The organism is Aureimonas sp. Leaf324 (assembly GCF_001423245.1).
Classification (GTDB): Bacteria; Pseudomonadota; Alphaproteobacteria; order Rhizobiales; family Rhizobiaceae; genus Aureimonas.
In genome coordinates, this window is the sequence record NZ_LMOH01000027.1 from 74,088 (window position 1) to 100,542 (window position 26,455).

Here is a 26,455-nt window from a genome sequence, read left to right on the forward strand (position 1 = left end):
GGTTGGTTTCCGGAACGTGTGGAAAACCGGGCGAATCGAAGCCAAATGCCGTGGCCGGACGGCCATGGATTCAGGTGTGCGGCAGGTGTCCCGGCGCCTTGTCTTGTCCAAGTTCGGCGCCCGCGATCTTTTCGCCGCGCCGGATCAGCTTCTCGGTGGAGATCAGGATCTGGTCGACGTCGCGCGTGGTCTGGCCGAGATGCGTCTTCAACGCCGCGACCCGCGCGTCGAGCCGCTGCAGGTCCTCCGACAGGAGAACCACCTCGCGCTGGATGAGCCCCGCCTCGCGCCGCATGCGCTGGTCCTTCAGAAGCGCCTTCACCACCTCGATCGACAGCATCAGGAGCGATGGCGAGACGATCACCACGCGCGCGCGATGTGCCCGCTGGATAATGTCGCTGAAATGCTCGTTGATCTCGGCGAACACCGACTCCGACGGCACGAAGATGAAGGCAGTGTCCTGCGTCTCGCCGGGCAGGAGGTACTTTTCCGACACGGCGCGCACGTGCGCCTCCATGTCACGGCGAAGGCGCGCGGCGGCGACGTCCCGCGCCTCGTCGCTCGGCGCTTCGCGAAACGCGGTCCAGGCCTCGAGCGGGAACTTGGCGTCCACCACCAGCGCCGGCGCGCCGTTCGGCATCGGGATCAGGCAGTCCGGCCGCTTGCCGTTCGAGAGCGTCGCCTGGAACGAGTAGGCGCCCGGCGGCAGGGCGTCCATGACGATCGCCTCCATCCGCGCCTGCCCGAAGGCGCCGCGCGCCTGCTTGTTGGCGAGGATGTCCTGCAGCCGCACGACCTCGCCGGCGAGCCCCTGGATCTGCCCCTGCGCCCGGTCGATCACCGCGAGCCGCTCGGCGAGCTTCGACAGCGTCTCGCCGGTGCGCGCCTGCGCCTCGGTGAGGGAATGGCCGACGCGCTGGCCCATGCCGTCGAGCCGCTCCGACACGGCGCGAGCGAGGTCGGCCTGCCGCGCGCCGAGCATCTCGCCCATCGACTGGACACGTCCGGCAAGCTCCGCCTGCGCCTGCAGAATGTCCTGCGCGCTCTCGCCCTCACGGCTCGGGCGACGCCAGACCAGCCGGACGAGGAGCGCCAGGATGCCGACGAGGAGCAGCGCCTCGCCCCATGAGAGCGCGATGCCGAACGGGGCGGCCAGCGGGCGGTCGAGAAAGGCGGCGAGGGCGGAGAATTCCATTGTTCCGAGGCTAGCCGATTCTGCGATGGCGGGCCAGATCAAAACGGGAACATGCGGGCGCGGTTGACCGCTTCGCGGCTTGCGATTACCTGACGCCCATGAGCGTCAAGCCCCTTGTCATCCTGCCCGATCCGATCCTGCGCCGCGCGTCCGAGCCCGTGTCCCGCGTCGACGACACGCTGAAGCGTTTCACCGACGACATGCTGGAGACGATGTACGATGCCCCCGGCATCGGGCTGGCCGCCATCCAGGTCGGCGAGCCGCTTCGCATCGTCACGATCGACCTGTCGAAGGAGGACGATCCGGAAAAGGCGCCGCAGATCTTCCTGAACCCGGAGATCCTCGCCTCGTCCGACGAGCGCTCGATCTACGAGGAGGGGTGCCTCTCGATCCCCGACTACTATGCCGAGGTCGAGCGGCCGGCCAAGGTCACGGTGCGCTATCTCGGCCTCGATGGACAGACGCACGAGATCGAGGCGGACGGCCTGTTGGCCACCTGCCTCCAGCACGAGATCGACCATCTCAACGGCGTCCTCTTCATCGACTACATCTCGAAGCTGAAGCGCGACATGGTGATCCGCAAGTTCTCCAAGGCGTCGAAGCGCGGCGGCGCGTGAGCCGCCGATGACCCTTCGCCTCGTCTTCATGGGAACGCCGGATTTCTCGGTCCCCACCCTTCGCGCGCTCCACGAGGCCGGCCACGAGATCGCCGCCGTCTACACCCAGCCGCCCCGTCCGGCCGGTCGCCGCGGCCTCGAGACGGTGGCCTCGCCGGTCGAGCAGGAAGCGCGCCGGCTGGGTCTTTCCGTCCGCAGCCCCGTCTCGTTGAAGGGGGCCGAGGAGCAGGCGGCCTTTGCCGCGCTCCGGGCCGACGTCGCCGTGGTCGTCGCCTACGGCCTTCTCCTGCCGAAGCCGATCCTCGAGGCGCCGCGCTTCGGGGCACTGAACGGCCACGGCTCGCTCCTGCCGCGCTGGCGGGGCGCCGCGCCCATCCAGCGGGCGATCGAGGCGGGCGATACGGTGACCGGCATGATGGTGATGGGCATGGAGGCCGGCCTCGACACCGGCCCCGTCGCGCTGACGCAGGAGGTCGCGATCGGGCCGACGGATACGGCGCGCGAGGTGCACGACCGCCTGTCGGCGGCCTCCGCCGCCCTGATGGTCGAGGCGATGACCCGTCTCGAGGACGGCTCGCTCCGCTTCGAGACGCAGGACGCGATCGCCGCGCGGACAGGCCGCGAGGTGAAATACGCCGCCAAGATCGAGAAGGGCGAGGCCGCCGTCGACTGGTCGCGGCCCGCCGCCGAGATCGCCCGGCGCATCAACGCCTTCTCGCCCTTTCCGGGCGCCTGGACGGTGCTCGGCGGCGAGCGGCTGAAGCTCCTGCGCGCGGCGGCCGAGGAGGGCCGGGGCGAGCCGGGCTTGGCGCTTGACGACGCGCTGCTGGTCGCGGCCGGCGAGGGGGCGGTGCGGCTCCTCGAGGTGCAGAAGGCCGGTGGCAAGGGGAGCGACGCGGCGGGTTTCCTGCGCGGCGCGAAGGTGCCGGCCGGCACGCGCTTCGGCGCCTGACGCGATGCCCCGCTACAAGCTGACCATCGAATACGACGGCTCGACCTATTGCGGCTGGCAGCGCCAGAAGAACGGCATCTCCGTGCAGGAAACCGTGGAACGGGCGCTTCTCGCCTTCTGCGGCGACGAGGTCACCCTGTTCGGCGCGGGGCGCACGGATGCCGGCGTCCACGCGACGGGGCAGGTCGCCCATGTCGACATCGCCAGGCGTTGGAAGACCGACACGGTGCGCGATGCCCTCAATGCGTATCTTCGCGAGGAGGGGGGCGTTGCCATCCTCGCCGCCGAGGAGATGCCGGACACGTTCGACGCGCGTTTCTCGGCCAGCAAGCGGCACTATCTCTACCGCATCCTCAACCGCCGCCCGCCGCCCTCGATCCTGAAGGGACAGGTCTGGTGGGTCTGGCGACCGCTCGACGTCGAGGCGATGGACCGGGCCGCCAAGCGGCTTCTGGGCACCCACGACTTCAACACGTTCCGCTCGGTGAACTGCCAGGCGAAGAACCCGGTGCGCACGCTGGAGCGGCTCGACGTCGTGGCGGCGCCGGGCGGCGAGGTGCATCTCCACGCCTCCGCGCAGTCCTTCCTGCACAACCAGATCCGCTCCTTCGCGGGCTCGCTGAAACTCGTCGGCGAGGGGCGCTGGAGCGAGGACGATCTCGTGGCGGCGCTGGAATCGCGCGACCGCAAGCGCTGCGGCCCGGTCGCCCCGCCGGACGGGCTCTACCTCACCCGCGTCGACTACGCGCCCGAAGCCACCTGGGGCGTGCCGCGCCCGGCGCCGGGATCTCCGGCCTCACCCGACCGCCACCCCGAAGAGATCGGAGACGGCGGCGAAGGAGAGGAGTGAGACGAAGATCATCATCGTCACGATGGCGATCGCGAGCGGGATGTCGCAGCTCGTCGCCACCGCGATCAGCCGCACCGTCAGCCCGATCGACAGGAGCGCGATGACAAGGCCGAGAATTTGCGTGAGTTCGCTCGGACCTCCGACGAGGAGGATGAGGAAGAAGGGCGAGAAGACCCAGGTCAGGAACGCCCCGCCCCAGTTCACCGCGACCACGAACGGCACCATGCGCCGCTCGAAGCCGATGTGTCGGGCGGCGATGCCGACCAGGAAGAGCGGCAGGAGCCAGGCCGTGAGGTCGGCCAGCGCATGGGCAGCCAGCGCCGTGAGGGGGCTCGCCGCGCTGGCGCCGCGCTCGACGCGCTCGAACTCCAGCCAGGACAGGGCGGTCGGCGGCAGGGCCACGACCAGCGCCGCGAAGGAGCGCCAGAACCCGTCCGCCGACAGATCGAACCGGTCGAGGCCGCGGCGGTCCCCGGCCATCAGGCGCCAGGCCCCGGTGAAATAGCGCCCGATCTCGGGCAGCGTCGGCAGGAAGTCAGGACTGGGCGGCGAACCAGCGGGCAACGAAGGTTTCATAGATGGCCGTCAGCGTTTCGAGGTCCGAGAGGGCGACCCTCTCATTGGCCATATGCATGGTGGCGCCCACAAGGCCGAATTCCACCACCGGGCAGTGGTTCTTGATGAAACGCGCGTCCGAGGTGCCCCCGGAGGTGGAGAGTTCGGGCCGGCGCCCGGTCACCGCCTCCACCGCCGCCGAGAGCGCGTGCGTCAGGGGGCCGGGCGCCGTCACGAAGACGTCCGACACCGGCTCGCGCCAGGAGATCTCGTACGGCGCGCCGCCGAGTGCCGCTTCGATCCGCCGCAGGAGCTCGGCGCGCAGCGTTTCCGGCGACCAGCGGTCGTTGAAGCGCACGTTGAAGGCGAGGGTGACGCGGCCCGCGATGACGTTGGTCGCCGCATTGCCGGTGTCGACCGCGGTGATCTCGAGGTTCGAGGGCTGGAACGCCTCGCTGCCCCCGTCGAGCGGCGGCTCGTTCAGCGCATCGACCGCGGCGGCGAGGCGGCGCATCGGATTGTCGGCAAGGTGCGGATAGGCGACATGGCCCTGCCGCCCGAGAAGCGCCAAGCGCCCTGACAGCGAGCCGCGCCGCCCGATCTTGATCATGTCGCCGAGCGCCCGCGGGTTGGTGGGCTCGCCGACGAGGCAGGCGTCGAAGCGCTCGCCCCGCGCTTCGGCGAACTCGAGGAGCTTCACCGTGCCGTTGATCGCCGGCCCTTCCTCGTCGCCGGTAATGAGGAGGGAGACGCGCCCTGTGTCCAGCGCGCCGCGTACCTGGAGCCGCGCCAGCGCGGCGACGAAGCAGGCGATGCCGCCCTTCATGTCGACCGCGCCGCGCCCGAACATCTCGCCGTTCTCGATCGCACCGGAGAACGGGCCGTGCCGCCAGTCCGCCTCGGGCCCCGGCGGCACCACGTCCGTGTGGCCGGCAAAGCAGAGATGCGGCCCCGTCTCGCCGCGCCGCGCGAAGAGATTCTCGACGTCGGGCGTGCCGTCTTGTGCGAACACCGGGCGCTCGATCGAAAAGCCCAAGGGCTCCAGCAGTGCGGAGAGTTCCGCGAGCGCGCCGCCCTCCTCGGGCGTCACGGACGGGCAGCGCAGGAGGCGCAGAAGATTCGCGGCGGGATCGATGGGGAGCGTCGTCATGGCGTCCGGTTTAGCGTCCCCGACCGGGCTCGGATACGATTTTTCCACGGATCGCGGAACCTTTCGTCGCAGGAGCGGGTCGGCGAATCATGCCGCGGATTCAGTCGGATAGTGCGGCGCGATCCTGTCTGGAATCTGTCAAGCTTGCCCTAGGCGCGCGAATCCAACTTCGGTGGGGTGGTGTTTTTCGGTCACGTTGCGCTAACCTTCGTGAACGCTTCGTAACCTTTCCCCCATTCCCGCCACGTTTCGGCCGGGTTTCGGAGGGCAAGGACGAGGTCGAGGGAAACGGCTGTGGGGACCTTGCATGATTGATCAGCGGGCTGTGGGAGCCCGGAGCGCGTGTGTGCGTTCCGGCCGGATGGTTTCTGTCGCCGGACTGGCGCTCCTCGTACCGTTGATCCTGTCGGCCTGCGTGTCGGACGGCGACCGGATGGCCGGCACCGCCGACATGACCCCGAAGTCCGCCAAGGTGGCCGAGGCCGCCCCAGGGTCCACGACCTCCCAAACGTCCGCCGCGCCGACCCGTTCCGTGGTCGAGATCGCAGCCAACGACGCCGGCCCGAGCCGCGTCATCCTGCCGACCGACCGCCCGGACACGGGCGCGGTCGAGGTCGCCGAGGCGAAGGGCGGCCGCGTCGTCCATGTTGCCGCAGCCGCGCCGACCGTGCCCGCAGCTGCCGCGCCCGCTACCGAGGATGCCAGCATCGCCTCGCGGGCGATCGACACCGCCGTCGCCGCGCATGAAACCGTGAAGGGCGGCGTCGTCGCCGCCAAGGACACCGTGGTCGCCGGCGCTTCGGCGGTCGGCTCGGGCGCGGTCTATGTCGCTTCCGCCGGCGCGCGCACCGTGCGCGACGCAGCCAAGGCGATCGGCGACACGATCACCGGCGATCCGAAGATCGACCGCATGATCGAGAAGGCCGCCGACGACAACGACATTCCCCGCGAACTCGCCTATGCCGTGGTGCGGGTGGAAAGCCACTACAATCCGCGCGCCCGCGGCTCCGGCGTCTACGGCCTCTCCCAGATCAAGCCGGCCACCGCGCGCGGCCTCGGCTTCGACGGTCCGGCGGAAGCCCTCCTCGACCCCGAGACCAACCTTCGCTACGGCATGCGCTACCTGAAGGGCGCCTGGGAGCAGGGCAACGGCGACGTCTGCCAGACCGCGATGAAGTACAAGGGCGGCCACCGCACCACGGTCATGTCGAAGTCCGCCAGCGTCTACTGCTCCAACGTCAAGCGCCACATGGCCGCGATCCGCGCCCGCAAGTCGCCCGCCATGGGCGGCGAGGCGCCGACGCTGGTCGCCGCCGTCGAGCCCACCGTGCGCGCCGGTCTGATCGCGCGCGAAGTCGGCTCCCAACCCGCCGCCGCGCGCAAGGCCGTGGCCACCGCCATGGCGCCGGAGACCGCAGCGCCCACCGCCAACGCCGCCGCCGCCGTCCTCACCGTTCCGGCCGCCAGCACGCCGGTCCCGGTCGCGCGTCCCGTGCGCGTCGCCGAGAACGCGCCGCGCGCCGCGCAGCCGAAAGCGTCGGAGGGCTCGATCGGGGTCGGGTCGATGGTGGGCGGGCGCGTCGCGCGTCGCGAGCAGCCCGACGTCGGCCGGTTCGGCGATGCGTTCGACTCCAGCGCGCCCGCCAGCGCGGCACCCGCGGGCGGCCTCGGCTTCAACTGAGCCGACCACGAGATTTCGACGAAAAAGGCCCGGAGCGCTGTGCTCCGGGCCTTTTTCGTTGGGCGAAGGGTTGGCGCTGCGCGTCAGGCGCGCAGGAGATCGTTGATCGAGGTCTTGGAGCGGGTGCGCTCGTCGACGCGCTTGACGATCACGGCGCAATAGAGCGCGGGGCCCGCCTCGCCGTTGCCCATCGCCTTGCCCGGCAGCGAGCCGGCGACGACGACGGAATAGGGCGGCACCTCGCCGTAGGTGATCGAGCCCGTCTCGCGGTCGACGATCTTGGTCGACTGGCCGATGAAGACGCCCATGCCGAGTACCGAGCCCTCGCGCACGATGCAGCCCTCGACCACCTCGGAGCGGGCGCCGATGAAGCAGTTGTCCTCGATGATCGTCGGGCCGGCCTGCAGCGGCTCGAGGACGCCGCCGATCCCGACGCCGCCCGACAGGTGGACATGCGCGCCGATCTGCGCGCAGGAGCCGACCGTCGCCCAGGTGTCGACCATCGTGCCTTCGCCGACCGAGGCGCCGAGATTGACGAAGCTCGGCATCAGGATGGCGTTCCGGCCGATATGGGCGGAGCGGCGCACGATGGCGCCCGGCACCGCGCGAAAGCCCGCCTCGCGGAAGCGGGCCGCATCCCAGCCGTCGAACTTCGAGGGCACCTTGTCCCACCAGGTCGAGCCACCGGGGCCGCCCGCGATGGGCTCCATGTCGTTGAGCCGGAACGACAGGAGGACCGCCTTCTTCAGCCACTGGTGAACGGTCCAGGAGCCGTCGTCCCCGCGCGTCGCGACCTTCGCCTCGCCCCGGTCGAGAAGGCCGAGCGCGGCCTCCACCGCCTCGCGGACCGCGCCCGTCGTATCGGGCGAGATGCCGTCGCGCGCGTCGAACGCGGCTTCGATCGTGGATTCGAGGTCGGCGTGGGCGGCAGCGGACATGGGGCTTCGTCTCCGGTCTTGGGGGCAGGGGAGGGATCGCGCCTCTCCTAGAGGCAGCGCGGAAGGGGCACAAGGCTTGCTCCCGTCCCGCAACAGTCTCTAAACCCATGACCTCCAACCCGGGGACCTCCGGCAGGGCACACGACAGGCGGGCGAGAATGGTCGACGACGATACGACGAACACCGGACCCGCACCGGCGGCACCGGCCGGGACCTGGGTGCCCTTTCCCTCGTCCGGCGACGACAAGAAGCGCCAGGAGGCCAAGCCGAGGACGCCGCAGACGCTGTCGCCGACCTACCGGTTGGCCTACGACGACCCGGACTTCCTGACCTCGGAGGCGACGCGCGGCGTCCGGCTGCAGCTCGAGCTGATGAAGCCCGAACTCGCGCTGATCGAGGCGGGCATCCTGTCCACGGTGGTGCTGTTCGGCGGCGCGCGCATCCCCGAGCCCGGCAAGGCGGCCTGGGCGGCGCGCAACGAGGGCCAGAAGGCGCGCCTCGAGGCGAACAGCCGCTACTACGAGGAGGCCCGCCGCTTTGCGCGCCTCGCCTCGCAGCACTCGGCCAACTCCTCGGGCGGCAAGGAGTTCGTGATCGTGACCGGCGGCGGGCCGGGGGTGATGGAAGCCGGCAACCGCGGCGCCGCGGATGTCGGCGCCATGTCGATCGCGCTCAATATCACCCTGCCGCACGAGCAGGCGCCCAACCCCTATGCGACGCCCGAGCTCTGCTTCAACTTCCACTACTTCGCCACGCGCAAGATGCACTTCCTGTTCCGCGCCAAGGCGATGGCGATCTTTCCCGGCGGCTTCGGCACGCTCGACGAGCTGTTCGAGGCGCTGACCTTGATCCAGACCGGGCGCATGGCGCGCATCCCGGTGCTTCTCTTCGGGGCCGAGTTCTGGCGCCGGCTCGTCGACTTCGAGTTTCTCGCCGAGGAGGGAACGATCGCGCCGGCCGATCTCGATCTGTTCCGCATGGTGGATACGGCCGAGGAGGGGTGGGAGGCGATCCGCGGCTTCTACAGCTTCTGACGCCCGGAGGAACCCGCATCCCCGGCTTCCGTTTCGCCTCCGACGATATGAACGAGCGGAGACCGACGATGGGCGGCGAAGACACCGATTCGGAAATGATGCGCCGGCAGCAGGCGATGGACGTCGCGGAAACGATCCCAGTCGACGAGACGCGCGAGCGCCGTCCCGCCTCAGACAGCGACCCCTCGAGCGCCGCAGCGCGTGCCGCGGCGAAGGCCGGCACCACCGGGGCCGCCGAGTGGGCGGAGAACGCCGTTCTGCGCCAGAATCAGGCAGGCCTGCCGCAGGCCGGGGCGGTGGGCGAGCGGCCTGCCCGCAGCAGCGGCATTCCGGACGGTTCTCTCGCCAGTCCCGGCCGCTCGCTGCTCGGCGATTGATCACAATGGCGTCGGATTGATCGCGAGCGATGGAACGCCTCTCGATTCGTGTCGTTAGCCGACCTGACACCTGCCGCTGCAGCATTCGGCTCGGCGGCGGATCTTCACGGGAGACCCGCATGAGCGACTATCGGAACTTCGGCGATCGCAACCGTTCGCGCAACGACGACGAGCGCTACGGCAGCCTGAACGAGCGCGACGCGCGACGCCGCGCCGCCTATGGCGAGCGTGATGCCTACGGCGAGTGGGACCGCGACAACTACGGCCAGAACACCGAGACCGGCTACGGCCGCGAGCGCGCGAACGCCGATCGCTACGGCTCGTATTCGCGCAACAGCAGCCAGTCGTCCTTCGGCGGCGCCTACGACGATCGCTTCGAGCGCAACGACGGCTACCGCGACCAGCGTTCGAGCTACGGCCCCAGCCGCTATGCCGGCCGCAACGACTACGGCCAGACCTCGTCCTATGACGACTATGGCAACCGCGACCGCTACCGCCAGTCCTCGGGCTACGGCCGCGATTATTCGAGCGACCGCGGTTACGGCTACGGCTCGTCCTCCTACAACGCCGCCCGCGACGAGGACCGAGGCTTCTTCGAGCGTGCCGGCGACGAGATCGCCTCCTGGTTCGGCGACCGCGACGCCGAGCGTCGCCGCGAGGCCGACAAGCAGTTCGGCGGCCGCGGCCCGAAGGGCTACACCCGTTCGGATGAGCGCATCCGCGACGACGTCAACGACCGCCTGACTGACGACCACTACATCGACGCGTCCGACATCGAGGTGACGGTGAAGGATCGCGAGGTCACGCTGGCCGGCCACGTGCCGACGCGCAACCAGAAGCGCCGCGCCGAGGATCTCGTCGAGCGCATCTCGGGCGTCAGCTACGTCCAGAACAACCTGCGCGTCGAGACCGGCTCGGGCGGCCTCTTCGGCACCAGCTCGGCCACCGCGACCTCGACGACCGGTTCGACCTCGACGACGGGCGAAGTCGGCGGCCCGCGCGGCTGGAGCACCGACACGACGGTGAAGACCATCTCGTAACGACGGCGCGCCGGGCTATCGTCCCGGCGACCCGACCGACGGACCCCGGTGCGGCGACGCGCCGGGGTCTTTTCGTCGATCAGGCGGCGGCGCGGATGCGGCGCAGGAACGCCGTCAGGTCGTCGGTCACGAAGTCGATATGGGCGCCCTCGCGGCCCTCGTGCTCCCAGGCGTCGCCGAGCGTCGTCTCGAAGTTCTCCGGCACGATCAGGACGGTGCGCATGCCGAGGCGCTTGGGCACCTCGAGGTTGCGCGCCAGATCCTCGAACATCGCGGCGCGTGCCGTGTCGATGCGGTGGAGGCCCATGAACTTGTCGTAGGTCTCGGCGGCGGGCTTCGGGATGAGGCCGGCCGCGACGATGTCGAAGACGTCCTCGAAATGCTCGAAGATGCCGAGCTGGCGCGCCGTGCGCTCGGCATGGCCGCGGTCGCCGTTGGTGAAGATGAACTTGCGGCCCGGCAGGGCCGCGATCTCGGCGCCGAGCTCGGGATTGGGCGCGAGCCATGAGTAGTCGATGTTGTGGACATAGGCGAGGAAGGCATCGGGATCGATCCCGTGCACCTCCATCAGCCCGCGCAGCGTGGTGCCGTACTGGCGGTAGAAGTCCTTCTGGACGCCCTTCGCCTCGTCGCGCGGCACCGACAGGAGTTCGGCCACATAGTCCGTCATCCGCTCGTCGATCTGCGAGAACAGGTCGGTGCGGCGGGGATAGAGCGTGTTGTCGAGGTCGAAGACCCATGTGTCGACATGGGAGAAGTCGGCGGGCTCGGCGTCGCGTGTGCGGCCGATCGAGGTGTCGGTGCTGGTCATGGCCTCATTCGGCATGGGAGCGGCGCGCCGTCAACGCGAAAGCGCGGGGATCAGTAGATGAAGGCGGCGCGAAGAAGGGTGGCGTTGACCCGCTCGCCCCCGTCCGGCCCGTCGACCGTCCGGCTGTGGACGTGCGTCGCGGTGAAGCGGAGCTGGTCGGTCGGGTACCAGTTGGCGATGGCGGTGGCCGCGAACTCGGCGCCCGCCCCCGGCCCGTCGTCGGTGAGGTCGAGGTAGTCGAGCCGGCCGCCGATCTCCAGTGCGCCGAAGCCGCCCTCGCCGAGCCCGCGGCTCGGTTCCACCTGCTCGAAGATGCCCGACTGGGCGTCGTAGGCGCGATGGTCGGGCGTCAGGAACACCAGCGCTCCGAGATAGCCGCCGTGGGCCGTCGTCCCGCGCCGCCCGAACCCTTCGGCATGCAGCACCATATACTGGCTCTGCAGGGTGAAGCGGCCGAGCGTCGCGGCGAGCTCGAGGTTGGCCCCTTGCGTCCGACCCTTCGCCTCGAAATCATCGGTCGAGACGAGCGAGGCGGACACGAATTCGACCCCCGCGCCGCCCGACAGCGAGAAGGCCTCCTGCCGGTCGAACCCGGCCGTCAGGCCGAGGCCGAGATGCACGGCGTCGTCGCCCTTGAGATAGGGCGCGTAGGTCGCACGCGCGGCAAGGCCGATGCCGTCGTCGAAGGGCTGGCGGTTGATGTCCGAGCCGAAGACACCGCCCGACAGGCTCCAGCGATCGGTGCCGTAGAGCGCGGCGGCGCCCACCGCGTCGTCCGGCGACAGGGCCTCGACCAGCGCGTCCTCGGCAAACAGCGCCGAGCGGCTGCCCTGGATCTCCTGGAACGAATAGGTCACGTCCTGCTGGCCGGCACGCAGCGTCACGGTGTCGCTCGGCTCGTAGTCGATCCAGGCGTAGGGCACCTCGATGCGGCCCGGCGTCGCGACGTCGAGGACGAGCCGGCCGCCGACATCGTCGTAGCCGAAATCGGTGTAGATGCGCGCCCGGCGCACCGAGCCCTCGCGGCGCTCGTCCTCGTCGAGGAGATCGCGTGGGTGCGAAGACGCCCAGCCGCCGTCGAGCTGCAGGAAGGGCGAGACGGCGACGTACCTGTCCTTGTTGCCGAACCGCAGGGGATCGGGCCGCTCCTCGGCCGTCGCGGGCATGGCCGCGAGAACGGGCGCAAGGCTGAGGGCGTAACGCGAAACCATCGGCGGACCTCATCGAATCGCAAGGGTGCGATCGGTTATCGCCGACGGAATCGCGCGGGGCGAGTGCGCTGCAGCAACAGCCGGGCCGCCCCGCCCCGTCATCGAACCGTCAGGGAACGATCAGCGTGCCGGCGCCGTGCTCGGTGAGGAGCTCCAAGAGCACCGCGTGCAGCACCTTGCCGTTGAGGATCACGACGCCCTGGACGCCGCGCTCGATCGCCTCGATGCAGGTCTCGACCTTCGGGATCATGCCGCCCGAGATCGTGCCGTCGGCGATCAGCGCGCGCGCCTGCGCCACCGACAGTTCCTTGATCAGCTGACCGTCGCGGTCGAGGACGCCCGGCACGTCGGTGAGAAACAGGCAGCGCGCCGCCTGGACGGCACCGGCGATGGCGCCCGCGAACGTGTCGGCGTTGATGTTGTAGGTCGCCCCGTCGCGGCCCGGCGCGACCGGCGCGATCACCGGGATCATCTCGGAGCGCGCGAGAAGGTCGAGGAGCGTGCGGTCCACCTCGACCGGCTCGCCGACGAAGCCGAGGTCGAGCACGCGCTCGATGCGCGAATCGGGATCGACATAGGTCTTCTTGGCCTTCTCGGCGAAGACCATGTTGCCGTCCTTGCCGCACAGGCCGATCGCCCATTCGCCCTCGGCGTTGATCAGCGCGACGATCTCCTTGTTGATCGAGCCGGCCAGGACCATCTCGACGATCTCGACCGTGCGCTGGTCGGTGACGCGAAGGCCGCCCTCGAAGCGGCTCTCGATGCCCATCTTGGCGAGCATCGCGCCGATCTGCGGGCCGCCGCCATGCACCACAATCGGGTTGATGCCCGACTGCTTGAGAAGCGCGATGTCGCGCGCGAAGGCCCGGCCGAGCGTCTGGTCGCCCATGGCGTGGCCACCGTACTTCACCACCACCGTCTTGTTCTCGTAGGCCTGCATGTAGGGCAGGGCTTCGGCGAGAAGGTTGGCCTGCATGGCGGCGCTGTCGGTCATGGAGCGGCTCCCGGCGGGTGTCGTGGGTTCGGTCGGCGCTCGGCCTGACCGCGATTCGTGACAGGCTCTAGACCAGGTCGACCGGCAAAAGAAGGGCGTCGCGCGCCCGCCACGCGCCCGGCGCGTTGCGATCAACGAAGGATTAAACTTCCAATTGCAATTCTGCACCGGACCGAAGGGGTCCGGGAACCAAGACGATGCCGACCAAACGCATGCGCAGTCGGCCATCGAGGGCCTTGGTCGCCCTTGCCGCGCTGTCCGGATTTCAACTCGGAGGCGTGGAGGAGGCCGAGGCCGGTGCCTGGACCCTCGAAAAGGGACGGGGCCATGCGATCGTCTCGGTGGGCGGAGCCGAGGCGCGGGGCGCCTTCGGCGACAACCGGCGCAGCGCGCCCGTCTCGGGTTTTCGCAAGGCCGAGATCCAGGTGCTGGCCGAGTACGGCATCACCGACCGGTTCACCCTGCGCGGCCGCACGGAGTTTCGCCATCTCAGCTTCGAGGAGCGTGAAGCGGAGACGGGCCTCGGCGTGTCGGAGATCGGCGGGCGATATCGCCTGGTGCAGCGCGGCGGCTTCGTCGCCTCGGTGGAGGCCAACCTTCGGATCGCCGAGGCCGACCCGGCGCTGGACCCCGGCGGCGCCGGGCTGCTCGCAGGCGAGGTCGAGGCGCGGCTTCTCGCCGGCTACGGCTTCACGATCGCCGGGCGCGACGCCTTCGCCGAAGCGCAGGGCGCCTACCGGACGGCCGGCGGGCTGACCGCCGACGAACTGCGCGCCGACCTCACGCTCGGGATCCGGGCGCGGCCCGACATCCTGCTTCTCGCGCAGAGTTTTTCGGTGGTGGGCCTGCCGGAGGATGGGCTGGAGGGCTTCGATCAGCACAAGCTGCAGCTCTCCGGCGTCTACGACGTGACCCCCGCCATTTCGGTGCAGGCCGGCGGCTGGAGCGCGGTCGCGGGTCGCAACGCGCTCGACGAGCACGGCCTTCTCGCCGCGCTCTGGCTGAAATTCTAGGGTGCCGCCCGGCCGCGCGATGCGAGCGGGCCGCGCCTTTCAGGCCATTTCGCGCTGTGCCACGAGGACGCTCGCGATCGCCGCCTCGAGGTCCTCCATGTCGTAGGGCTTGGGCAGGATCGTCACGCGCGGGTCCTCGCCGGGCGTCACGCCCGCGACATGGCGGTCGCCGGTCGCGAACACGATGCCGGTGCCGGGTTTCACCTTGCGCGCCTCGTCGGCGAGCTCCGTGCCCGACATGCCCGGCAGGTTCACGTCGCTCACGAGAACGTCGAACGGCACGGTCTGGATCGCGGTGAGCGCGTCCTCGGCGCGCCCGGCCTCGAACACGACATAGCCGAGGTCCTTCAACATGTCGGCCGTGTTCATGCGGATCAGGCCGTCATCCTCGACCAGAAGCACCGTGCCCTTGCCGGCCGGCTCGCTCTTCGGGGCGGCAGCCCCGAGGCCGCCGGTCTTCACCGTTGGCGCGTCCGCGGCGGCGGGCGCGAGCGAGGGGCCCTTCAGGGCCGCGCGGCGCGCGCCGTTCACCTGCGCCTGGTTGGCGAGGACGTGGCGGAACTTTCGCGCCAGCGCCTCGCGCGTGTAGGGCTTCGACAGGAGCTGCACGCCGGCGTCGAGCCGGCCGCCGTGAACGATCGAGTTCTCGGTGTAGCCGGAGGTGAAGAGCACCGCGAGGCCCGGCAGGCGCTCCTTCGCCTTGCGGGCAAGCTCCGGACTCTTCAGCTTGCCCGGCATCACGACGTCGGTGAACAGGATATCAATCGGAATGCCGCTTTCCACGACGTTCAGCGCCGACTGCGCGTCCACCGCCTTGAGGACGCGGTAGCCGAGGTCGGTCAGCATCTCGACCGCCGTGGCGCGCACCTCCTCGTCGTCCTCGACCACGAGCACCGTCTCGGTGCCGCCGGTGACCGGGCCGGTGTCGACTGCGATCTCCTGGTCCTCGCTCTGCGTCGAGCGCGGCAGGTAGAGGCGGATCGTCGTGCCCTGCCCGATCTCGGAATAGATGTTCACGTGGCCGCCGGACTGCTTCACGAAGCCGTAGACCATCGACAGGCCGAGGCCGGAGCCCTTGCCCTCGGCCTTGGTGGTGAAGAACGGCTCGAACACGCGCTCGATGACTTCGGGGCTCATGCCGGAGCCCGTGTCACTGACTGCCAGCATCACGTACTGCCCGGCCGCCACCTCGTGCCGGCGCGCATAGTCGTCGTCGAGATGGGCGTTGCCGAGCTCGATCGTCAGCTTGCCCTGGCCCTCCATCGCGTCGCGCGCGTTGATGGCAAGGTTCAGGAGCGCGTTCTCGATCTGGGTCGGGTCGATGAAGGTGTTCCAGAGCCCGCCGCCGAAGACGGTTTCCACCTCGATGCCCTCGCCGATCGCGCGCCGCAGCATGTCGTCCATGCCGCGCACGAAGCGCGTGACATTGACGACCTTGGGCTCCAGCGCTTGGCGCCGGCCGAAGGCGAGAAGCTGCGCGGCGAGCTTGGCGCCGCGCGAGACGCCGGCGAGCGCGTTGCGCACGCGCGTCTCGGCCCGCTCGTTGCCGGCGATGTCCTTGAGAAGGAGCTGCAGGTTGCCGGAGACGACCTGGAGGAGGTTGTTGAAGTCGTGCGCGACGCCGCCGGTCAGCTTGCCCACCGTCTCGAGGCGCTGCGAGCGGTTCAGTGCGGCCTCGGCCGCGCGGCGCTCCTCGACGGCCTGCGCGACGCGATGCTCCAGCGTCTCGTTCAGCTGGCGCAGCTGCTCCTCGGCGCGCTGGCGATGGCGGATCTGGCGCTCCAGCACGCTCGCGTGTTCGCGCAGCTGCTCCTGCGCGAGGCGTTCCTCGGTGACGTCGGTGTGGACGCCGACCCATTCGCGCAAGGCCCCGTTGTCGTCGACGATCGGCACCGCGCGGATCGCGAACTGGCGCCATTCGCCGGAAGCGACGCGCACCCGGTGCTCGAAGACGAAGGTCGAGCGCGTGGCGACCGCCTCGTTCCAGGCGGCGACCGTCGCGTCGGCATCCTCGGGATGCACGGCGGCCGCCCAGCCGAATCCCTCGTATTCCGAAGGCGTCTGGCCGGTGAGCGCGGACCAGCCCGGCTGCTCGCCGCTCATGCGCCCGTCCGCCGAGTTGGTCCACAGCGTCGAATGGATGGCGGCGACGGCGGCCCGGAACCGGTCGTTGGACCGGCGCAGCCCCTCGCGCTCGGTGCGCTCGATCACGGTGCACAGGACGCCGCCGATCCCGCTCTTTCCGTCGCGGATCGGGGTGTAGAAGAGGTCGAACACAACGTCGCGCAGGGCGCCGTTGCGATAAAGGCGCATCGGCTGATCGCGATAGGTCTCGGCGCGTCCGGCAAGGCCCGTCGCCAGGATCTTGCGGTTCCAGTCCCAGATTTCCGGCCACACGTCCGGCACGGTGCCGCCGAAGGCCGCCGGGTGCTTGTCCCCGGCGATCTCGCGGTAGCCGTCATTGTAGACCATCACGTGGTCGGGCCCCCACATGAGGACCTTCGGGATCTGCGAGTCGAGGACGATGTCGACCACCGCGGTCAGCGCGGCCGGCCAGTCGGCCCGGGGGCCGAGCGAGGTCGCCCGCCAGTCGGTGCGGTCCAGAAGCGCGCGCGCCGAGACCTGGTCCGCCGGCTGAAGGTCGAGCGCTGCGCTCATTCTGATGGTCCCCCGGTCCCTGGCGCGGCCTTGTGGCCGCCAAAGCTAACGCGTTGACATGCCGTCCGATTGCGGCTCCCGCAAGGCCGTTCGCGCAACAGGCCCCGCGGTTCAGGCCCCCCGGCCGAGCTGTCCGCGTGCCGCCAAATAGTGCATCAGATCCGTGATGCCATAGCGCCAGGGCTGCGCCTTGTCGGTGTGGGTGACGACGTTCTCCAGCCGGCCGAGGCGCGGCGAGGCGATCGAGACGCGGTCGCCGACCTTGTGGGTGAAGCCCTTGCCGGGCGCGTCGCGGTCCTCGACGGGGGCGAAGAGGGTGCCGAGGTAGAGCATCATGCCGTCGGGATACTGGTGGTGGCGTCCGAGCGCCTGTCCCGCGAGGTCGGCCGGATCGCGGCTGATCTCGCGCATCGAGGAATGACCCTCGAGCCGGTAGCCGTCCTCCGCGCCCTCGACCGTCAGGGTGAGTTCGGCGCTGCGCACGTCGTCCAGCGTGAAGCCGTCGTCGAAGAGGCGCACGAAGGGGCCGATGGCGCTCGAGGCGTTGTTGTCCTTGGCCTTGCCGAGCAGCAGCGCCGAGCGTCCCTCGACGTCGCGAAGGTTCACGTCGTTGCCGAGCGTCGCGCCGACGATCCGCCCCTTCGAGTTCACCGCCAGCACCACCTCGGGCTCCGGGTTGTTCCATTCCGACGACGGCAGGATGCCGATCTCCGAGCCCCAGCCGACGCTCGACAGGACCGGCGCCTTGGTGAAGACCTCGGCGTCCGGCCCGATGCCGACCTCGAGATACTGCGACCAGTATCCGCGCTCCTGCAGGATGCGCTTCACCTCGGCGGCCTTGGGCGAGCCCGCCACGACGTCGGTCAGCGCCCCGCCGATCACCTCGGCGATCTCGCCGCGGATCGCGGCCGCGAGGCTGAGGTCGCCCTTGGCGCGCTCCTCGATCACGCGCTCGATCATCGAGCGGGCGAAGGTCACGCCGCAGGCCTTCACCGCCTGGAGGTCGCACGGCGCCAGAAGCACGGCGCTCGCCTCGCGGTCCGGCCCGTTGCGGCGGCTCGCCTCGACGACCTCGGCGAGATCCCATTCGCGCCCACCCGAGAGGGAGCGGAGCGCACCGACCGGGTCGGAGAGCTCCAGAAGCTGCGACAGGGTCGGGGCGGCGGCGCTCGCCTCCACCAGCCTCTGCCCTCGCACCGCGACCAAGACGGGCCCGCCGGTCTCGGGATCGAACAGGCGCCCGACCAGCGTGGCGTCGGCAGCATCGATGGGCAGAAGGGACAAGGAGGTCATGAGGGTCGGTCCGTCGCTGAAAGGGGCGAATCGCGCCCGTTGGCGGGCAGGGGACGCCAGAACCGCGCCCGGGCGCAAGCGCGGGAAATGGTGCGGTGCGAAATGGCGGACCGGCGTCGTTCGCCCGTGTCCGTGAACCCGACGACGTCTCTCGGCCGCATAGAAGCCGCGCGATCTCGTCCCGGTCGGCCAAGGCTTCGCGCCCCGGCCGGCCGGCCCCTCGCGGCGGGCGCCGAGGCTGGTGCGAGGGCCCGGTCCAAAAATCCCCTCCGTTAGACCTTTGTTCAATCTCGACGGCTAGAACTGGTCCTGCAGCAGCGAACGAGCCGGCCCAGCGCCCCTCCCGCCAGGCATGATGCCGATGTTGCCCGACGGTTCCGACCGTCATGTCCCAACGTTCAGTTTACCGGGACAATCACCAATGACCTCCGTGAATTTCAACGCTGCCGCGACCTCGGCTCTCCGCACGCTGCAGCAGTCCAACTCGCTCCTCGATGCCACGCAGAACCGTATCTCGACCGGCCTCAAGATCGGTCAGGCCAAGGACAACGCCGCCTACTGGTCGATCTCGACCACGATGAAGTCGGACAACAAGGCGCTCGGCACCGTCAAGGACGCGCTCGGCCTCGGTGCCGGCACGGTCGACACGGCCTACCAGGGCCTCGACGCCGCTCGCGCCCAGCTCGACGACATGAAGGCCAAGCTGACCTCGGCCCTCAACCCGAGCGTCGACCGCGCCGCCGTCCAGAACGACATCGACGCCTACCTCTCGTCGCTGAAGTCGATCGCTTCCTCGTCCGTCTTTTCGGGTGAGAACTGGCTGTCGGTGAACTCGGGCGTCGATGGCTACTCCAGCCAGAAGCAGGTCGTCGCGTCCTACGCCCGCGCTGCGGACGGCACGGTCTCGATCGACACGATCGGCATCGACACCTCGACGATCGCCCTGTTCGACGCCAATGCCAACGGCAACGGCATCATCTCCTCGCAGGCGGTCCTCACGGCTGGCGGCAAGGAACTCGACTTCGGCGGCAACGCGGCTTCGGGTCTCGCTCCCGCTCTGAACGGCCTTGATACCGCAACGGCAAAGGCTGGTCTCGATGTCGGTACCGCAGAGAAGGCGAAGGTCTCGCTCGGCACGTTCTCGATGGGCGGCGTCGACAAGAACGACCGTCTAAGCTTTGACCTTTCTGTGGACGGCAGCGCCACGAAGACGATCACGGTCAAGCTCTCCACGCTCACTGACGGAACCAACACGGCTACCGGTCTGGCGGGCCTGATCAATGCGGCCATTGCTGATCCGTCCGGTTTCGGCTCGGCTGTTGCTACGGCAGATCTGGTTGATGGCAAGATCGTCCTGACCTCAGCTACAACCGGCTCCACCTCGGCATTGTCGGTCTCTAACCTTAAGACGGTTGATGGCGACGGTACCGTGACGACCTCGGCCGCTCTTTCAGCCCTTAATGGGGTGCCGAAGTTCGGTACGGGTGGTGCAACCGCGGTTGCAGTTACTTATAGCACTGCGACCGACCCGATTGCCGATGGCGACAAGCTGAAGTTCAGCTTCACCTTCAATGGTGACCTGTACACGACGACGGAAACCGCTCTCACTGCCGGTGGTACCGACACTGAGAGCGAGTACGCCACCAAGCTGCAGTCGATGATCAACAACGCGACGCGTGTCAGCGATGGCACGACGCTCGGCAGCGGCAAGATCAGCGTGACCGGTGTTGACGCTTCGGGCGCACTCAAGATCTCGACGGTTGGCGTCGGCCCGACGCAGAACGTCAACGTGACGGACGTCAAAATCAACGGTGCAGCTCCGGGCGCTGGCAAGACCGCCAACGGTCTGATTGCTGCTAACGGTACGGTGCCGACGTTTGCTGCGGCAGTCAGCGGTGCTATCGGCGGTGCGGTGGCGAACGGCGATACGATCTCGCTCGACATCACCATGTACGCCGACAACGCAACGGCGACGGGTTCTGCCGCTACCAAGAAGTCGATCTCGTTTGCTTCGAACACCAATGCGGCGACGCAGGGTTCGAACATGCAGGCTGCCTTGGATCAGGCGTTCGGTACGGGTGTCTTCTCGGTTGCCGCCAGCGGTGAAGTGTCCACGACTGCGAAGGGTCCGAACGCCGGCTTCCTGATTGCCAATGTCACCATCGCGGATGGCAACGGCGTCAAGAGTTCGACGCTTGGTCTGTCGGGCGGCGCCATGTCGTCGGTTGGCCGCGATGAAGCGCTTACCGCCACGAAGGCGACGGTTTCGTCCTCCTCGGCCTTCGCCGGTGAGCTGGCGTTCGATGCTGGCGATAGCCTGACCTTCAACGTCAACCTGAACGACGTCTCGAAGACGGTCACGATCAACAAGGCGCTGATCGACTCCACCCTCGGTGGAACGTCGGGCAAGATCACCTCGGCCAACGACTACGTGACGGTCGTCAACGCTGCTCTGGCAAACGCCGGTGTTGCGTCGGTGACGGCCATGAACGACAACGGCACGGTCAAGTTCGAAACCACCTCGGCCGGCAAGGCTGATCTTTCGATCACCGATGTGAAGTCTTCGTCCGGCGCGAACTCGATCTCGGTCGATGAGATCTCGATCACCTCGGCGAGCTTCAAGGCCCTGTCGACCGACCAGCAGACTCAGCTGATCAACGCCTACATCAACGTCGTCAGCGACAAGCTGAAGGCTGTGACCTCGGCGGCTTCGAACATGGGTTCGGTGGCGGCTCGTATCGAGAGCCAGAAGACCTTCGTCTCGACGCTCATGGACACGATCGACAAGGGCGTTTCCGGCCTCGTCGACGCCGACATGAACGAGGAGTCCACGAAGCTCCAGGCTCTGCAGGTCAAGCAGCAGCTCGGCGTGCAGGCTCTGTCGATCGCCAACCAGTCGGCGCAGAACGTCCTGTCGCTCTTCCGCGGCTAAGAACGGGGACCCTGACGGGATCGTCGCCTGCGGGCGGCGGTCGCCGGACGGGACAGAAGGCTCCCGGACCCTTGGGCCCGGGAGCCTTTTTCGTTGGCGTCAGCGGGCGTTGAGAAACTCGCCCGCCTCGATCAGCACGAACTCGTTGTCGTCGGCGCGGTCGAGCGCGCGGCCGGCGGAGTAGGGGAAGTTGTTGTCGTTGGCGACGACGATATGCGTGTCGTCCACCCGGTCGACGTTCTCGATCGTCACGAAGGGCATGTCATAGACGCCGTCGGCCGTGCCCTGGCGGGCCTTCCCGTCCGGGTCGTTCACGTCCATCAGGTCGAGATAGCCGATCTTTCGCACCGGCTGGCCGACATTCGCGTCGCTCATCTCGATCTTATAGATGCGCTTGAACTTGGCCGGCGTCGCGAAGCAATCCGGCTTCGGCTCGCCCGTGCAGCCTTGCGCGGCGCGGCCCGCCCCGTTGTCGCGCTCGATCACGAGGGCGGTGGTGGCGTCCAGCATGTTGAAGTCGCCGATCGCCACGCCGTCTCGACCAAGCGGGTAGATCCAGGAGCGGCCGGTCCAGTCGCCCTTTGCCGTGTCGAACTCGATGACGCGAAGGCCGGTCCGCCCGTCGGACGTCGTCTCGGCCTTGCCCTCGGTGTAGAGCGGCCCTTCCAGAAGCGCGTAGAGATGCGCGCCGTCGGGCGAACGGGCGAGGCCCTCGAAGCCGCCGGAGCGCTTGAGGTTGAAAGCCGGCATGGGCTTGGCCGGATCGGCCGGCAACTGCAGCACCGGGTTGTCGGGCGACATCACCTTGGTCTCGCCGACACGCGTCTCGTGGACGCTCTGGAGCCGGCCTTCGCGGTCGAACTTCAGGAGCCAAGGGCCGAACTCCTCGCCGACATAGAACCCGTCCGCGACCGGCTGGATCGATTCGACGTCGAAGTCGGTGCCCGTCAGATAGCGCGTGTCGGATCCTTCCATCGCGATCGGCAAGGGCGCCTTGCGATCGGGATCGGACAGGAACACCGTCTCGCGGCGGTCGACGGTCCCCTTGTCCCAGTCGATCGCGATGTGGTGCAGCATCAGCATGGCGTCGCTCGAGTTCGCCTTGGAGCCGAACCCGTTGTCGGAGAGCGTCCAGAACGTGCCGTCGTCCATACGGCGAATGCCGGAGAAACCTTGGATAGCCTGGCCGTCGATCGGCAGCGAGAAGCCGGTCGGGCGCACCCCGTCCTTGCCGGGCACGGTGCCGAGGGCGTCCGTGCGGCGGCGGTCGGGCGTCGTGAACTTGCCGGCCTGGCGCAGGTGCGCCGGCGCATCGGCGGGCGCGGCGATCCGCGTATCGGCAGGCAGGACGGCCTGGGCGGCGAGCGTCGCGGGAAAGGCCCGGCCCTCCGCGTCCTGCGCATGGACTGACGTGCCGAGGGCGAGGAGCGCGAGGCTGGCGGTGAAAAGCGTCTTCATGGGTGTCGGTTTCCTGTTGGCCGGACGGCCTGGAAACCAACTGAAAAGCGTAACAGCCGCGCGACGGCGCGATGACGCGTCGGTGACGGATCGTCAGTCGCGCCGTGTGTCCGGCTCGCGATCGCGCGCCTCGCCCGGCGCCGGCTCGGGCACCGTGCCTGCGTCCTCGCCGGGCAGCGGCCGATCCTCGTCGTCGCCGCGGCGGCGGATGTCTTCGATGTCGGGTGTGATGGGGCTCGCGCCGGGAATGCGGCTCATGCGGGGCTCCTCTCGAAACGTTCGAAGAGGCGAAGGCTCGCCCGGCCGTCATGGTTCCCGCGTCAGGCGCAGGCCGAGCACAGGCCCTTGATCTCGACGGTGGTGCGCTTGGGAACGAAGCCCCGCTCGCCGGCCCAGCCGGCGAGGCGCGCCTCGACCGCGGCGTCGGCGAACTCGGTCACCGCGCCGCATTTCTCGCAGATCGCAAAGGCCGTGAGGGCGTGGGCGCAGGCGTGGGGATGGGCGCAGGCGACGAAGGCGTTGAGGCTTTCCAAGCGGTGCACGAGACCGGTCTCGAGCAGCTTCTCCAGCGCCCGGTAGACCTGGGGCGGTGCACGCAGGCCCTCGTCGCGCAGGGCGTCGAGGATGGAGTAGGCGCTGAGCGGTCCGTCGGCCTGCTCGAGGATGTCGAACACGAGCTTCTGGTTGCGCGTCAGCGCCTTCTCGGCGCCCGCGGTCGGGGTGTGGTGATGGTGGTCGTGGTTCACGCTCGATGGTCTCCCGCAAGACTGTGCGCAACCCGCGCGTTCCGTCCCTGATATGGCGGCGACCGGCGCCCGCCGAAAGGGCGCCGATCGTCTTGGCTCAGCTCGTCTTCAGCGCCTTGGCGAGTTCGCCGGCGTTGTGGCGGAACATGTCGAGATAGGTCGGCGCCGGGCCGTCCGGTGCCGACAGGCTGTCGGAGAACAGCGAGCCGCCGATCTCGGCGCCGGTCTCGGCCGCGATCCGTTCGACGAGACGCGGGTCCGAAATGGTCTCGACGAACACGGCGCGGATCTTCTCGTCGCGGATCTGGTCGATGATGCGGGCAACGTCGGCCGCCGAGGCCTCGGCCTCGGTCGACACGCCGTTCGGCGCGATGAAGGCGATGCCGTAGGCCTTGCCGAAGTAGCCGAAGGCGTCGTGCGAGGTGACGACCTTGCGCGCCTCGGCCGGCACGTCGTCGAGCTCGGCGCGGATCTCTGTATCGAGCGCCTTCATCTCGGCGATATAGGCCGCGCCGTTCGCCTCGTAGTCGCCGGCATTGGCGGGGTCGGCGGCCTTCAGGGCCTCGACGATGTTGCGGGCGTAGATCTGGCCGTTGGCAAGGTCCTGCCAGGCGTGCGGGTCGTTCGGGCCGTGGTCGTGGCCGGCATGGTCGTGGTCCTCGTGGTCGTCGTGACCTTCGTGCTCTTCCTCGGAAAACGCGATCGGCGTTACGCCCGTCGCGGCCACGGCGGTCTCGCCGGTGAAGCCGGACGTCGCGACGAGGCGCGGCAGCCAGCCCTCGAACTGGAGGCCGTTGGTGACGAGGAGCTTGGCGCTCCCGAGCGCGCGCGCGTCTGCCGGCGTCGGCTCGAACACGTGCGCGTCGCCGCCCGGGCCGACGAGGGTGGTGACGGCGACGTGGTCGCCGCCGATGCGGCTCGTCATGTCGCCGAGGATCGAGAACGAGGCGACGACGGGAAGCGGCTCCTGCGCATGGGCGGTGCTGAGCGACAGGAGCGCGGCGGCACCGGCGGCAAGGCCGAGGAACAGGCGGCGATGAATCATGGGGAGGTCTCCGGTTGGAGGGGGTCAGCCCGCCGCCAGCCCGCCCCGGAGGGCGCGGGCGGCCAGGCTGTCGACGCGCCCGACGAGAACCGACAGGGCGTAGAGGGCGCTCGCCGACAGGATGATCGCCGGCGAGGCGGGAAGGCTGAGGTGGTAGGAGGCGAGGAGCCCGGCGAGCGAGGACAGAAGGCCGACGAGGATCGCGACCATCATCTGGCCCGGCACCGATTCGGCCCAGAACCGCGCGGCGGTCGCCGGCAGCATCATGATGCCGACCACCATCAGCGTGCCGAGCGCCTGGAAGCCGCCGACGAGGTTGAGCACCACGAGCGCCACGAAGCCCATGTGGACGACGCCCCCCCAGCCGCCGACCGCGCGCAGGAAGCCGGGATCGAGGCATTCCACGACCAGCGGCCGGTAGATCGCGGCGAGCGCCAGCATGGTGAGCGAGGCGATCGAGGCCATCAGGTAGAGCGCGGCGTCGTCGAGCCCGAGCACGGTGCCGAAGAGGACGTGGAGGAGATCGATGTTGGAGCCGCGCACCGAGACCAGAAGCACGCCGAGCCCCAGCGAGAAGAGGTAGAAGGCGGCAAAGCTCGCGTCCTCGCGAAGCGTCGTGTAGCGCGACACGAGGCCGGCGAGGAAGGCGACCGCGAGGCCTGTCAGGATGCCGCCGAGCGTCATGGCGAAGAGCGAGAAGCCGGCGACCAGGAATCCGACGGCCGCGCCCGGCAGGATCGCGTGCGCCATCGCGTCGCCGACGAGGCTCATGCGCCGCAGCACGAGGATCACGCCGAGCGGGCAGGCGCCGACGCACAGCGCGAGGCACCCGGCGAGCGCCCGGCGCATGAAGGCGTAGTCGGCGAAGGGGGCGAGCGCGAGGTCGTAGAGGCTCATGCCGCGCGGCTCCCGAGCGCGTCGGCCTGCGTGTCCAGCCCCTCCGAGAGCGCCTGCGCGCGGACGAGGTTGGCCTCCGCCAGCGCTTCGCCGGTCGCGCTCCAGGCGACGCGCTCGCGCGCGAGCAGCAGCGTCTCGGGAAAGTATTCGCGCACGAGGTCCATGTCGTGGAGGACGGCGATCACGGTCCGCCCCTCGCCGTTCCAGCGCTTCACGAGATCCATGAGGTCGCGCGTCGTGCGCGCGTCGATCGCGGTGAAGGGCTCGTCGAGAAGGAGGAGGCGGGCGTTCTGGAGGAGCAGGCGCGCGAACAGCGCGCGCTGCAGCTGGCCGCCCGACAGGGTGCCGATCAGCCGGCCCTCCAGCCCCTCGAGGCCGACGGCGGCGATCGCCGCCTCGACCTCGCCCGTGAGGTCGCGGCCGACGCGCCCGAACGGGCCGGTGCGACGCCAGAGGCCGAGCGAGACGAGGTCGAGGACGCTGATCGGGAAGGTCCGGTCGAGATCGCCGACCTGGGGGAGGTAGCCGATGTCGCGGCGGCGGACGCCGTCCACCCGCACCTTGCCGCCCGCGGCGCGAACCGAGCCCATGATGCCCTTGAGAAGGGTCGACTTGCCCGCCCCGTTCGGGCCGACGACAGCCGTCATCGAGCCCGGCGCGAAGCGGCCCGACAGGCCGCGCACGGCCGGGCGCCGCCGGTAGGCGAGCGTCAGGTCGCGGAGCTCCACCGAGGGCGCGGCGGGCAGGACGTTCGCCTTCATGCCGAGACCGCCCAAGCGACGACGCCCCAGAGGACCAGCGTCGCCACGAACGCGACGGCGAGCCGCTCGAGCGCGGAGCGCCGCAGGACGGACGGGGTACGGGGGGCGATGGGCGGCATGGGGTCCCGCGGCGGCTGGAGGCGATGCGAGTGATATAACATTACATCGACGGTGGGCAAGCCGGTTCCGCTCCCGTCCCGCCGATGGTGTCTTCCGAAAGACGGCCACAAGACCCGGACTCGGCTTT

General features: G+C 69.4%; 25 protein-coding genes. 9 read left to right on the forward strand and 16 right to left on the reverse strand.

Features of this window, described 5'->3' with window-relative positions; translation table 11 throughout:
- Positions 1 to 70: 70 nt before the first annotated feature.
- Entirely contained in the window at positions 71 to 1,195 is a 1,125-nt protein-coding gene (gene rmuC / locus ASF65_RS17245; protein WP_055891901.1) for a DNA recombination protein RmuC, read from the reverse strand.
- 98 nt (positions 1,196 to 1,293) lie between these two features.
- Here rmuC and def point away from each other — a divergent pair, with 98 nt between their 5' ends.
- From def to truA, 3 genes are read left to right on the forward strand one after another with little or no spacing between them, the layout of a single operon-like run.
- Positions 1,294 to 1,812 (forward strand): peptide deformylase, encoded by a 519-nt coding sequence (def, locus tag ASF65_RS17250; protein WP_055891904.1) that lies wholly within the window; start codon positions 1,294 to 1,296, stop codon positions 1,810 to 1,812.
- Between the two features lie 7 nt (positions 1,813 to 1,819).
- On the forward strand, positions 1,820 to 2,764 hold the full coding sequence (fmt, locus tag ASF65_RS17255; protein WP_055891906.1) for a methionyl-tRNA formyltransferase: 945 nt from the start codon (positions 1,820 to 1,822) through the stop codon (positions 2,762 to 2,764).
- 4 nt (positions 2,765 to 2,768) lie between these two features.
- The gene (gene truA, locus ASF65_RS17260) at positions 2,769 to 3,614 is read left to right on the forward strand and encodes a tRNA pseudouridine(38-40) synthase TruA (RefSeq protein WP_055891909.1); all 846 of its coding nucleotides are present in this window, start codon (positions 2,769 to 2,771) and stop codon (positions 3,612 to 3,614) included.
- Here the strand turns inward: truA and ASF65_RS17265 are convergent.
- The gene (locus ASF65_RS17265; RefSeq protein ID WP_244486804.1) at positions 3,561 to 4,178 is read right to left on the reverse strand and encodes a hypothetical protein; all 618 of its coding nucleotides are present in this window, start codon (positions 4,176 to 4,178) and stop codon (positions 3,561 to 3,563) included. The two genes, truA and ASF65_RS17265, sit on opposite strands and share 54 nt — an antisense overlap.
- Positions 4,150 to 5,319, reverse strand: coding sequence for a succinyl-diaminopimelate desuccinylase (gene dapE, locus ASF65_RS17270; RefSeq protein WP_055891912.1), 1,170 nt, complete (start codon positions 5,317 to 5,319; stop codon positions 4,150 to 4,152). Before dapE ends, ASF65_RS17265 begins: the two co-directional genes overlap by 29 nt.
- Before the next feature lie 361 nt (positions 5,320 to 5,680).
- Here dapE and ASF65_RS17275 point away from each other — a divergent pair, with 361 nt between their 5' ends.
- Positions 5,681 to 7,000: a transglycosylase SLT domain-containing protein gene (locus ASF65_RS17275; RefSeq protein WP_055891915.1), complete on the forward strand. Its 1,320-nt coding sequence runs from the start codon at positions 5,681 to 5,683 to the stop codon at positions 6,998 to 7,000.
- An 83-nt stretch (positions 7,001 to 7,083) separates the two neighbouring features.
- Here the strand turns inward: ASF65_RS17275 and dapD are convergent, their stop codons facing one another.
- Positions 7,084 to 7,938 (reverse strand): 2,3,4,5-tetrahydropyridine-2,6-dicarboxylate N-succinyltransferase, encoded by an 855-nt coding sequence (gene dapD, locus ASF65_RS17280; protein WP_055891918.1) that lies wholly within the window; start codon positions 7,936 to 7,938, stop codon positions 7,084 to 7,086.
- A 158-nt stretch (positions 7,939 to 8,096) separates the two neighbouring features.
- On the opposite strand from dapD, the gene ASF65_RS17285 reads away from it, so the two are divergent.
- The 3 genes from ASF65_RS17285 (at position 8,097) to ASF65_RS17295 (ending at position 10,389) form a co-directional block, all read left to right on the forward strand.
- Positions 8,097 to 8,972, forward strand: coding sequence for an LOG family protein (locus ASF65_RS17285; RefSeq protein ID WP_055891920.1), 876 nt, complete (start codon positions 8,097 to 8,099; stop codon positions 8,970 to 8,972).
- Positions 8,973 to 9,040: 68 nt separating this feature from the next.
- Positions 9,041 to 9,349 (forward strand): hypothetical protein, encoded by a 309-nt coding sequence (locus tag ASF65_RS17290; protein WP_055891923.1) that lies wholly within the window; start codon positions 9,041 to 9,043, stop codon positions 9,347 to 9,349.
- Between the two features lie 119 nt (positions 9,350 to 9,468).
- Positions 9,469 to 10,389: a BON domain-containing protein gene (locus tag ASF65_RS17295; RefSeq protein WP_055891926.1), complete on the forward strand. Its 921-nt coding sequence runs from the start codon at positions 9,469 to 9,471 to the stop codon at positions 10,387 to 10,389.
- A 79-nt stretch (positions 10,390 to 10,468) separates the two neighbouring features.
- Here the strand turns inward: ASF65_RS17295 and ASF65_RS17300 are convergent, their stop codons facing one another.
- From ASF65_RS17300 to argB, 3 genes are all read right to left on the reverse strand, one after another.
- A complete protein-coding gene (locus ASF65_RS17300) occupies positions 10,469 to 11,200 on the reverse strand; it encodes a pyrimidine 5'-nucleotidase (protein WP_055891929.1) in 732 nt (243 codons plus the stop codon).
- Positions 11,201 to 11,250: 50 nt separating this feature from the next.
- Positions 11,251 to 12,411: a porin gene (locus ASF65_RS17305; RefSeq protein WP_055891931.1), complete on the reverse strand. Its 1,161-nt coding sequence runs from the start codon at positions 12,409 to 12,411 to the stop codon at positions 11,251 to 11,253.
- A gap of 109 nt (positions 12,412 to 12,520) precedes the next feature.
- The gene (gene argB, locus ASF65_RS17310; protein WP_055891933.1) at positions 12,521 to 13,405 is read right to left on the reverse strand and encodes an acetylglutamate kinase; all 885 of its coding nucleotides are present in this window, start codon (positions 13,403 to 13,405) and stop codon (positions 12,521 to 12,523) included.
- Positions 13,406 to 13,641: 236 nt separating this feature from the next.
- Between argB and ASF65_RS17315 the strand changes: the two genes are divergently transcribed.
- Entirely contained in the window at positions 13,642 to 14,418 is a 777-nt protein-coding gene (locus ASF65_RS17315) for a hypothetical protein (protein WP_055891935.1), read from the forward strand.
- Between the two features lie 39 nt (positions 14,419 to 14,457).
- Here the strand turns inward: ASF65_RS17315 and ASF65_RS17320 are convergent, their stop codons facing one another.
- Both ASF65_RS17320 and ASF65_RS17325 read right to left on the reverse strand, forming a co-directional pair.
- A complete protein-coding gene (locus ASF65_RS17320; RefSeq protein ID WP_055891938.1) occupies positions 14,458 to 17,076 on the reverse strand; it encodes a response regulator in 2,619 nt (872 codons plus the stop codon).
- 111 nt (positions 17,077 to 17,187) lie between these two features.
- A complete protein-coding gene (locus tag ASF65_RS17325) occupies positions 17,188 to 18,369 on the reverse strand; it encodes a fumarylacetoacetate hydrolase family protein (RefSeq protein ID WP_055891940.1) in 1,182 nt (393 codons plus the stop codon).
- 421 nt (positions 18,370 to 18,790) lie between these two features.
- On the opposite strand from ASF65_RS17325, the gene ASF65_RS17330 reads away from it, so the two are divergent.
- Positions 18,791 to 21,301, forward strand: a complete 2,511-nt coding sequence (locus ASF65_RS17330) for a flagellin (protein WP_055891946.1) — start codon at positions 18,791 to 18,793, stop codon at positions 21,299 to 21,301.
- A gap of 99 nt (positions 21,302 to 21,400) precedes the next feature.
- On the opposite strand, the gene ASF65_RS17335 is transcribed toward ASF65_RS17330, so the two are convergent.
- The 7 genes from ASF65_RS17335 to ASF65_RS22310 form a co-directional block, all read right to left on the reverse strand.
- Positions 21,401 to 22,759, reverse strand: a complete 1,359-nt coding sequence (locus tag ASF65_RS17335) for an esterase-like activity of phytase family protein (RefSeq protein ID WP_055891949.1) — start codon at positions 22,757 to 22,759, stop codon at positions 21,401 to 21,403.
- 93 nt (positions 22,760 to 22,852) lie between these two features.
- Positions 22,853 to 23,017 (reverse strand): hypothetical protein, encoded by a 165-nt coding sequence (locus ASF65_RS21540; protein WP_156369367.1) that lies wholly within the window; start codon positions 23,015 to 23,017, stop codon positions 22,853 to 22,855.
- 62 nt (positions 23,018 to 23,079) lie between these two features.
- A complete protein-coding gene (locus ASF65_RS17340; protein WP_055891952.1) occupies positions 23,080 to 23,505 on the reverse strand; it encodes a Fur family transcriptional regulator in 426 nt (141 codons plus the stop codon).
- Positions 23,506 to 23,602: 97 nt separating this feature from the next.
- Positions 23,603 to 24,550 carry a metal ABC transporter substrate-binding protein gene (locus ASF65_RS17345; RefSeq protein WP_055891954.1) on the reverse strand — a complete coding sequence of 316 codons (948 nt, stop codon included), beginning with the start codon at positions 24,548 to 24,550 and terminating at the stop codon, positions 23,603 to 23,605.
- A gap of 24 nt (positions 24,551 to 24,574) precedes the next feature.
- Positions 24,575 to 25,447: a metal ABC transporter permease gene (locus ASF65_RS17350; protein ID WP_055891957.1), complete on the reverse strand. Its 873-nt coding sequence runs from the start codon at positions 25,445 to 25,447 to the stop codon at positions 24,575 to 24,577.
- Positions 25,444 to 26,208 (reverse strand): ABC transporter ATP-binding protein, encoded by a 765-nt coding sequence (locus ASF65_RS17355; RefSeq protein WP_055892321.1) that lies wholly within the window; start codon positions 26,206 to 26,208, stop codon positions 25,444 to 25,446. The genes ASF65_RS17350 and ASF65_RS17355 overlap by 4 nt, the downstream gene beginning before the upstream one ends.
- Positions 26,205 to 26,327 (reverse strand): hypothetical protein, encoded by a 123-nt coding sequence (locus tag ASF65_RS22310; RefSeq protein ID WP_280137646.1) that lies wholly within the window; start codon positions 26,325 to 26,327, stop codon positions 26,205 to 26,207. Before ASF65_RS22310 ends, ASF65_RS17355 begins: the two co-directional genes overlap by 4 nt.
- Between the last annotated feature and the right edge of the window lie 128 nt (positions 26,328 to 26,455).

Bases quoted from the DNA above. Each gene is read 5' to 3' on its own strand.
- rmuC (WP_055891901.1), bottom strand. From the start codon at position 1,195: ATGGAATTCTCCGCCCTCGCCGCCTTTCTCGACCGCCCGCTGGCCGCC.
- def (WP_055891904.1), top strand. From the start codon at position 1,294: ATGAGCGTCAAGCCCCTTGTCATCCTGCCCGATCCGATCCTGCGCCGC.
- fmt (WP_055891906.1), top strand. From the start codon at position 1,820: ATGACCCTTCGCCTCGTCTTCATGGGAACGCCGGATTTCTCGGTCCCC.
- truA (WP_055891909.1), top strand. From the start codon at position 2,769: ATGCCCCGCTACAAGCTGACCATCGAATACGACGGCTCGACCTATTGC.
- dapE (WP_055891912.1), bottom strand. From the start codon at position 5,319: ATGACGACGCTCCCCATCGATCCCGCCGCGAATCTTCTGCGCCTCCTG.
- ASF65_RS17275 (WP_055891915.1), top strand. From the start codon at position 5,681: ATGGTTTCTGTCGCCGGACTGGCGCTCCTCGTACCGTTGATCCTGTCG.
- dapD (WP_055891918.1), bottom strand. From the start codon at position 7,938: ATGTCCGCTGCCGCCCACGCCGACCTCGAATCCACGATCGAAGCCGCG.
- ASF65_RS17285 (WP_055891920.1), top strand. From the start codon at position 8,097: ATGGTCGACGACGATACGACGAACACCGGACCCGCACCGGCGGCACCG.
- ASF65_RS17290 (WP_055891923.1), top strand. From the start codon at position 9,041: ATGGGCGGCGAAGACACCGATTCGGAAATGATGCGCCGGCAGCAGGCG.
- ASF65_RS17295 (WP_055891926.1), top strand. From the start codon at position 9,469: ATGAGCGACTATCGGAACTTCGGCGATCGCAACCGTTCGCGCAACGAC.
- ASF65_RS17300 (WP_055891929.1), bottom strand. From the start codon at position 11,200: ATGACCAGCACCGACACCTCGATCGGCCGCACACGCGACGCCGAGCCC.
- ASF65_RS17305 (WP_055891931.1), bottom strand. From the start codon at position 12,411: ATGGTTTCGCGTTACGCCCTCAGCCTTGCGCCCGTTCTCGCGGCCATG.
- argB (WP_055891933.1), bottom strand. From the start codon at position 13,405: ATGACCGACAGCGCCGCCATGCAGGCCAACCTTCTCGCCGAAGCCCTG.
- ASF65_RS17320 (WP_055891938.1), bottom strand. From the start codon at position 17,076: ATGAGCGCAGCGCTCGACCTTCAGCCGGCGGACCAGGTCTCGGCGCGC.
- ASF65_RS17325 (WP_055891940.1), bottom strand. From the start codon at position 18,369: ATGACCTCCTTGTCCCTTCTGCCCATCGATGCTGCCGACGCCACGCTG.
- ASF65_RS17330 (WP_055891946.1), top strand. From the start codon at position 18,791: ATGACCTCCGTGAATTTCAACGCTGCCGCGACCTCGGCTCTCCGCACG.
- ASF65_RS17335 (WP_055891949.1), bottom strand. From the start codon at position 22,759: ATGAAGACGCTTTTCACCGCCAGCCTCGCGCTCCTCGCCCTCGGCACG.
- ASF65_RS21540 (WP_156369367.1), bottom strand. From the start codon at position 23,017: ATGAGCCGCATTCCCGGCGCGAGCCCCATCACACCCGACATCGAAGAC.
- ASF65_RS17345 (WP_055891954.1), bottom strand. From the start codon at position 24,550: ATGATTCATCGCCGCCTGTTCCTCGGCCTTGCCGCCGGTGCCGCCGCG.
- ASF65_RS17350 (WP_055891957.1), bottom strand. From the start codon at position 25,447: ATGAGCCTCTACGACCTCGCGCTCGCCCCCTTCGCCGACTACGCCTTC.
- ASF65_RS17355 (WP_055892321.1), bottom strand. From the start codon at position 26,208: ATGAAGGCGAACGTCCTGCCCGCCGCGCCCTCGGTGGAGCTCCGCGAC.
- ASF65_RS22310 (WP_280137646.1), bottom strand. From the start codon at position 26,327: ATGCCGCCCATCGCCCCCCGTACCCCGTCCGTCCTGCGGCGCTCCGCG.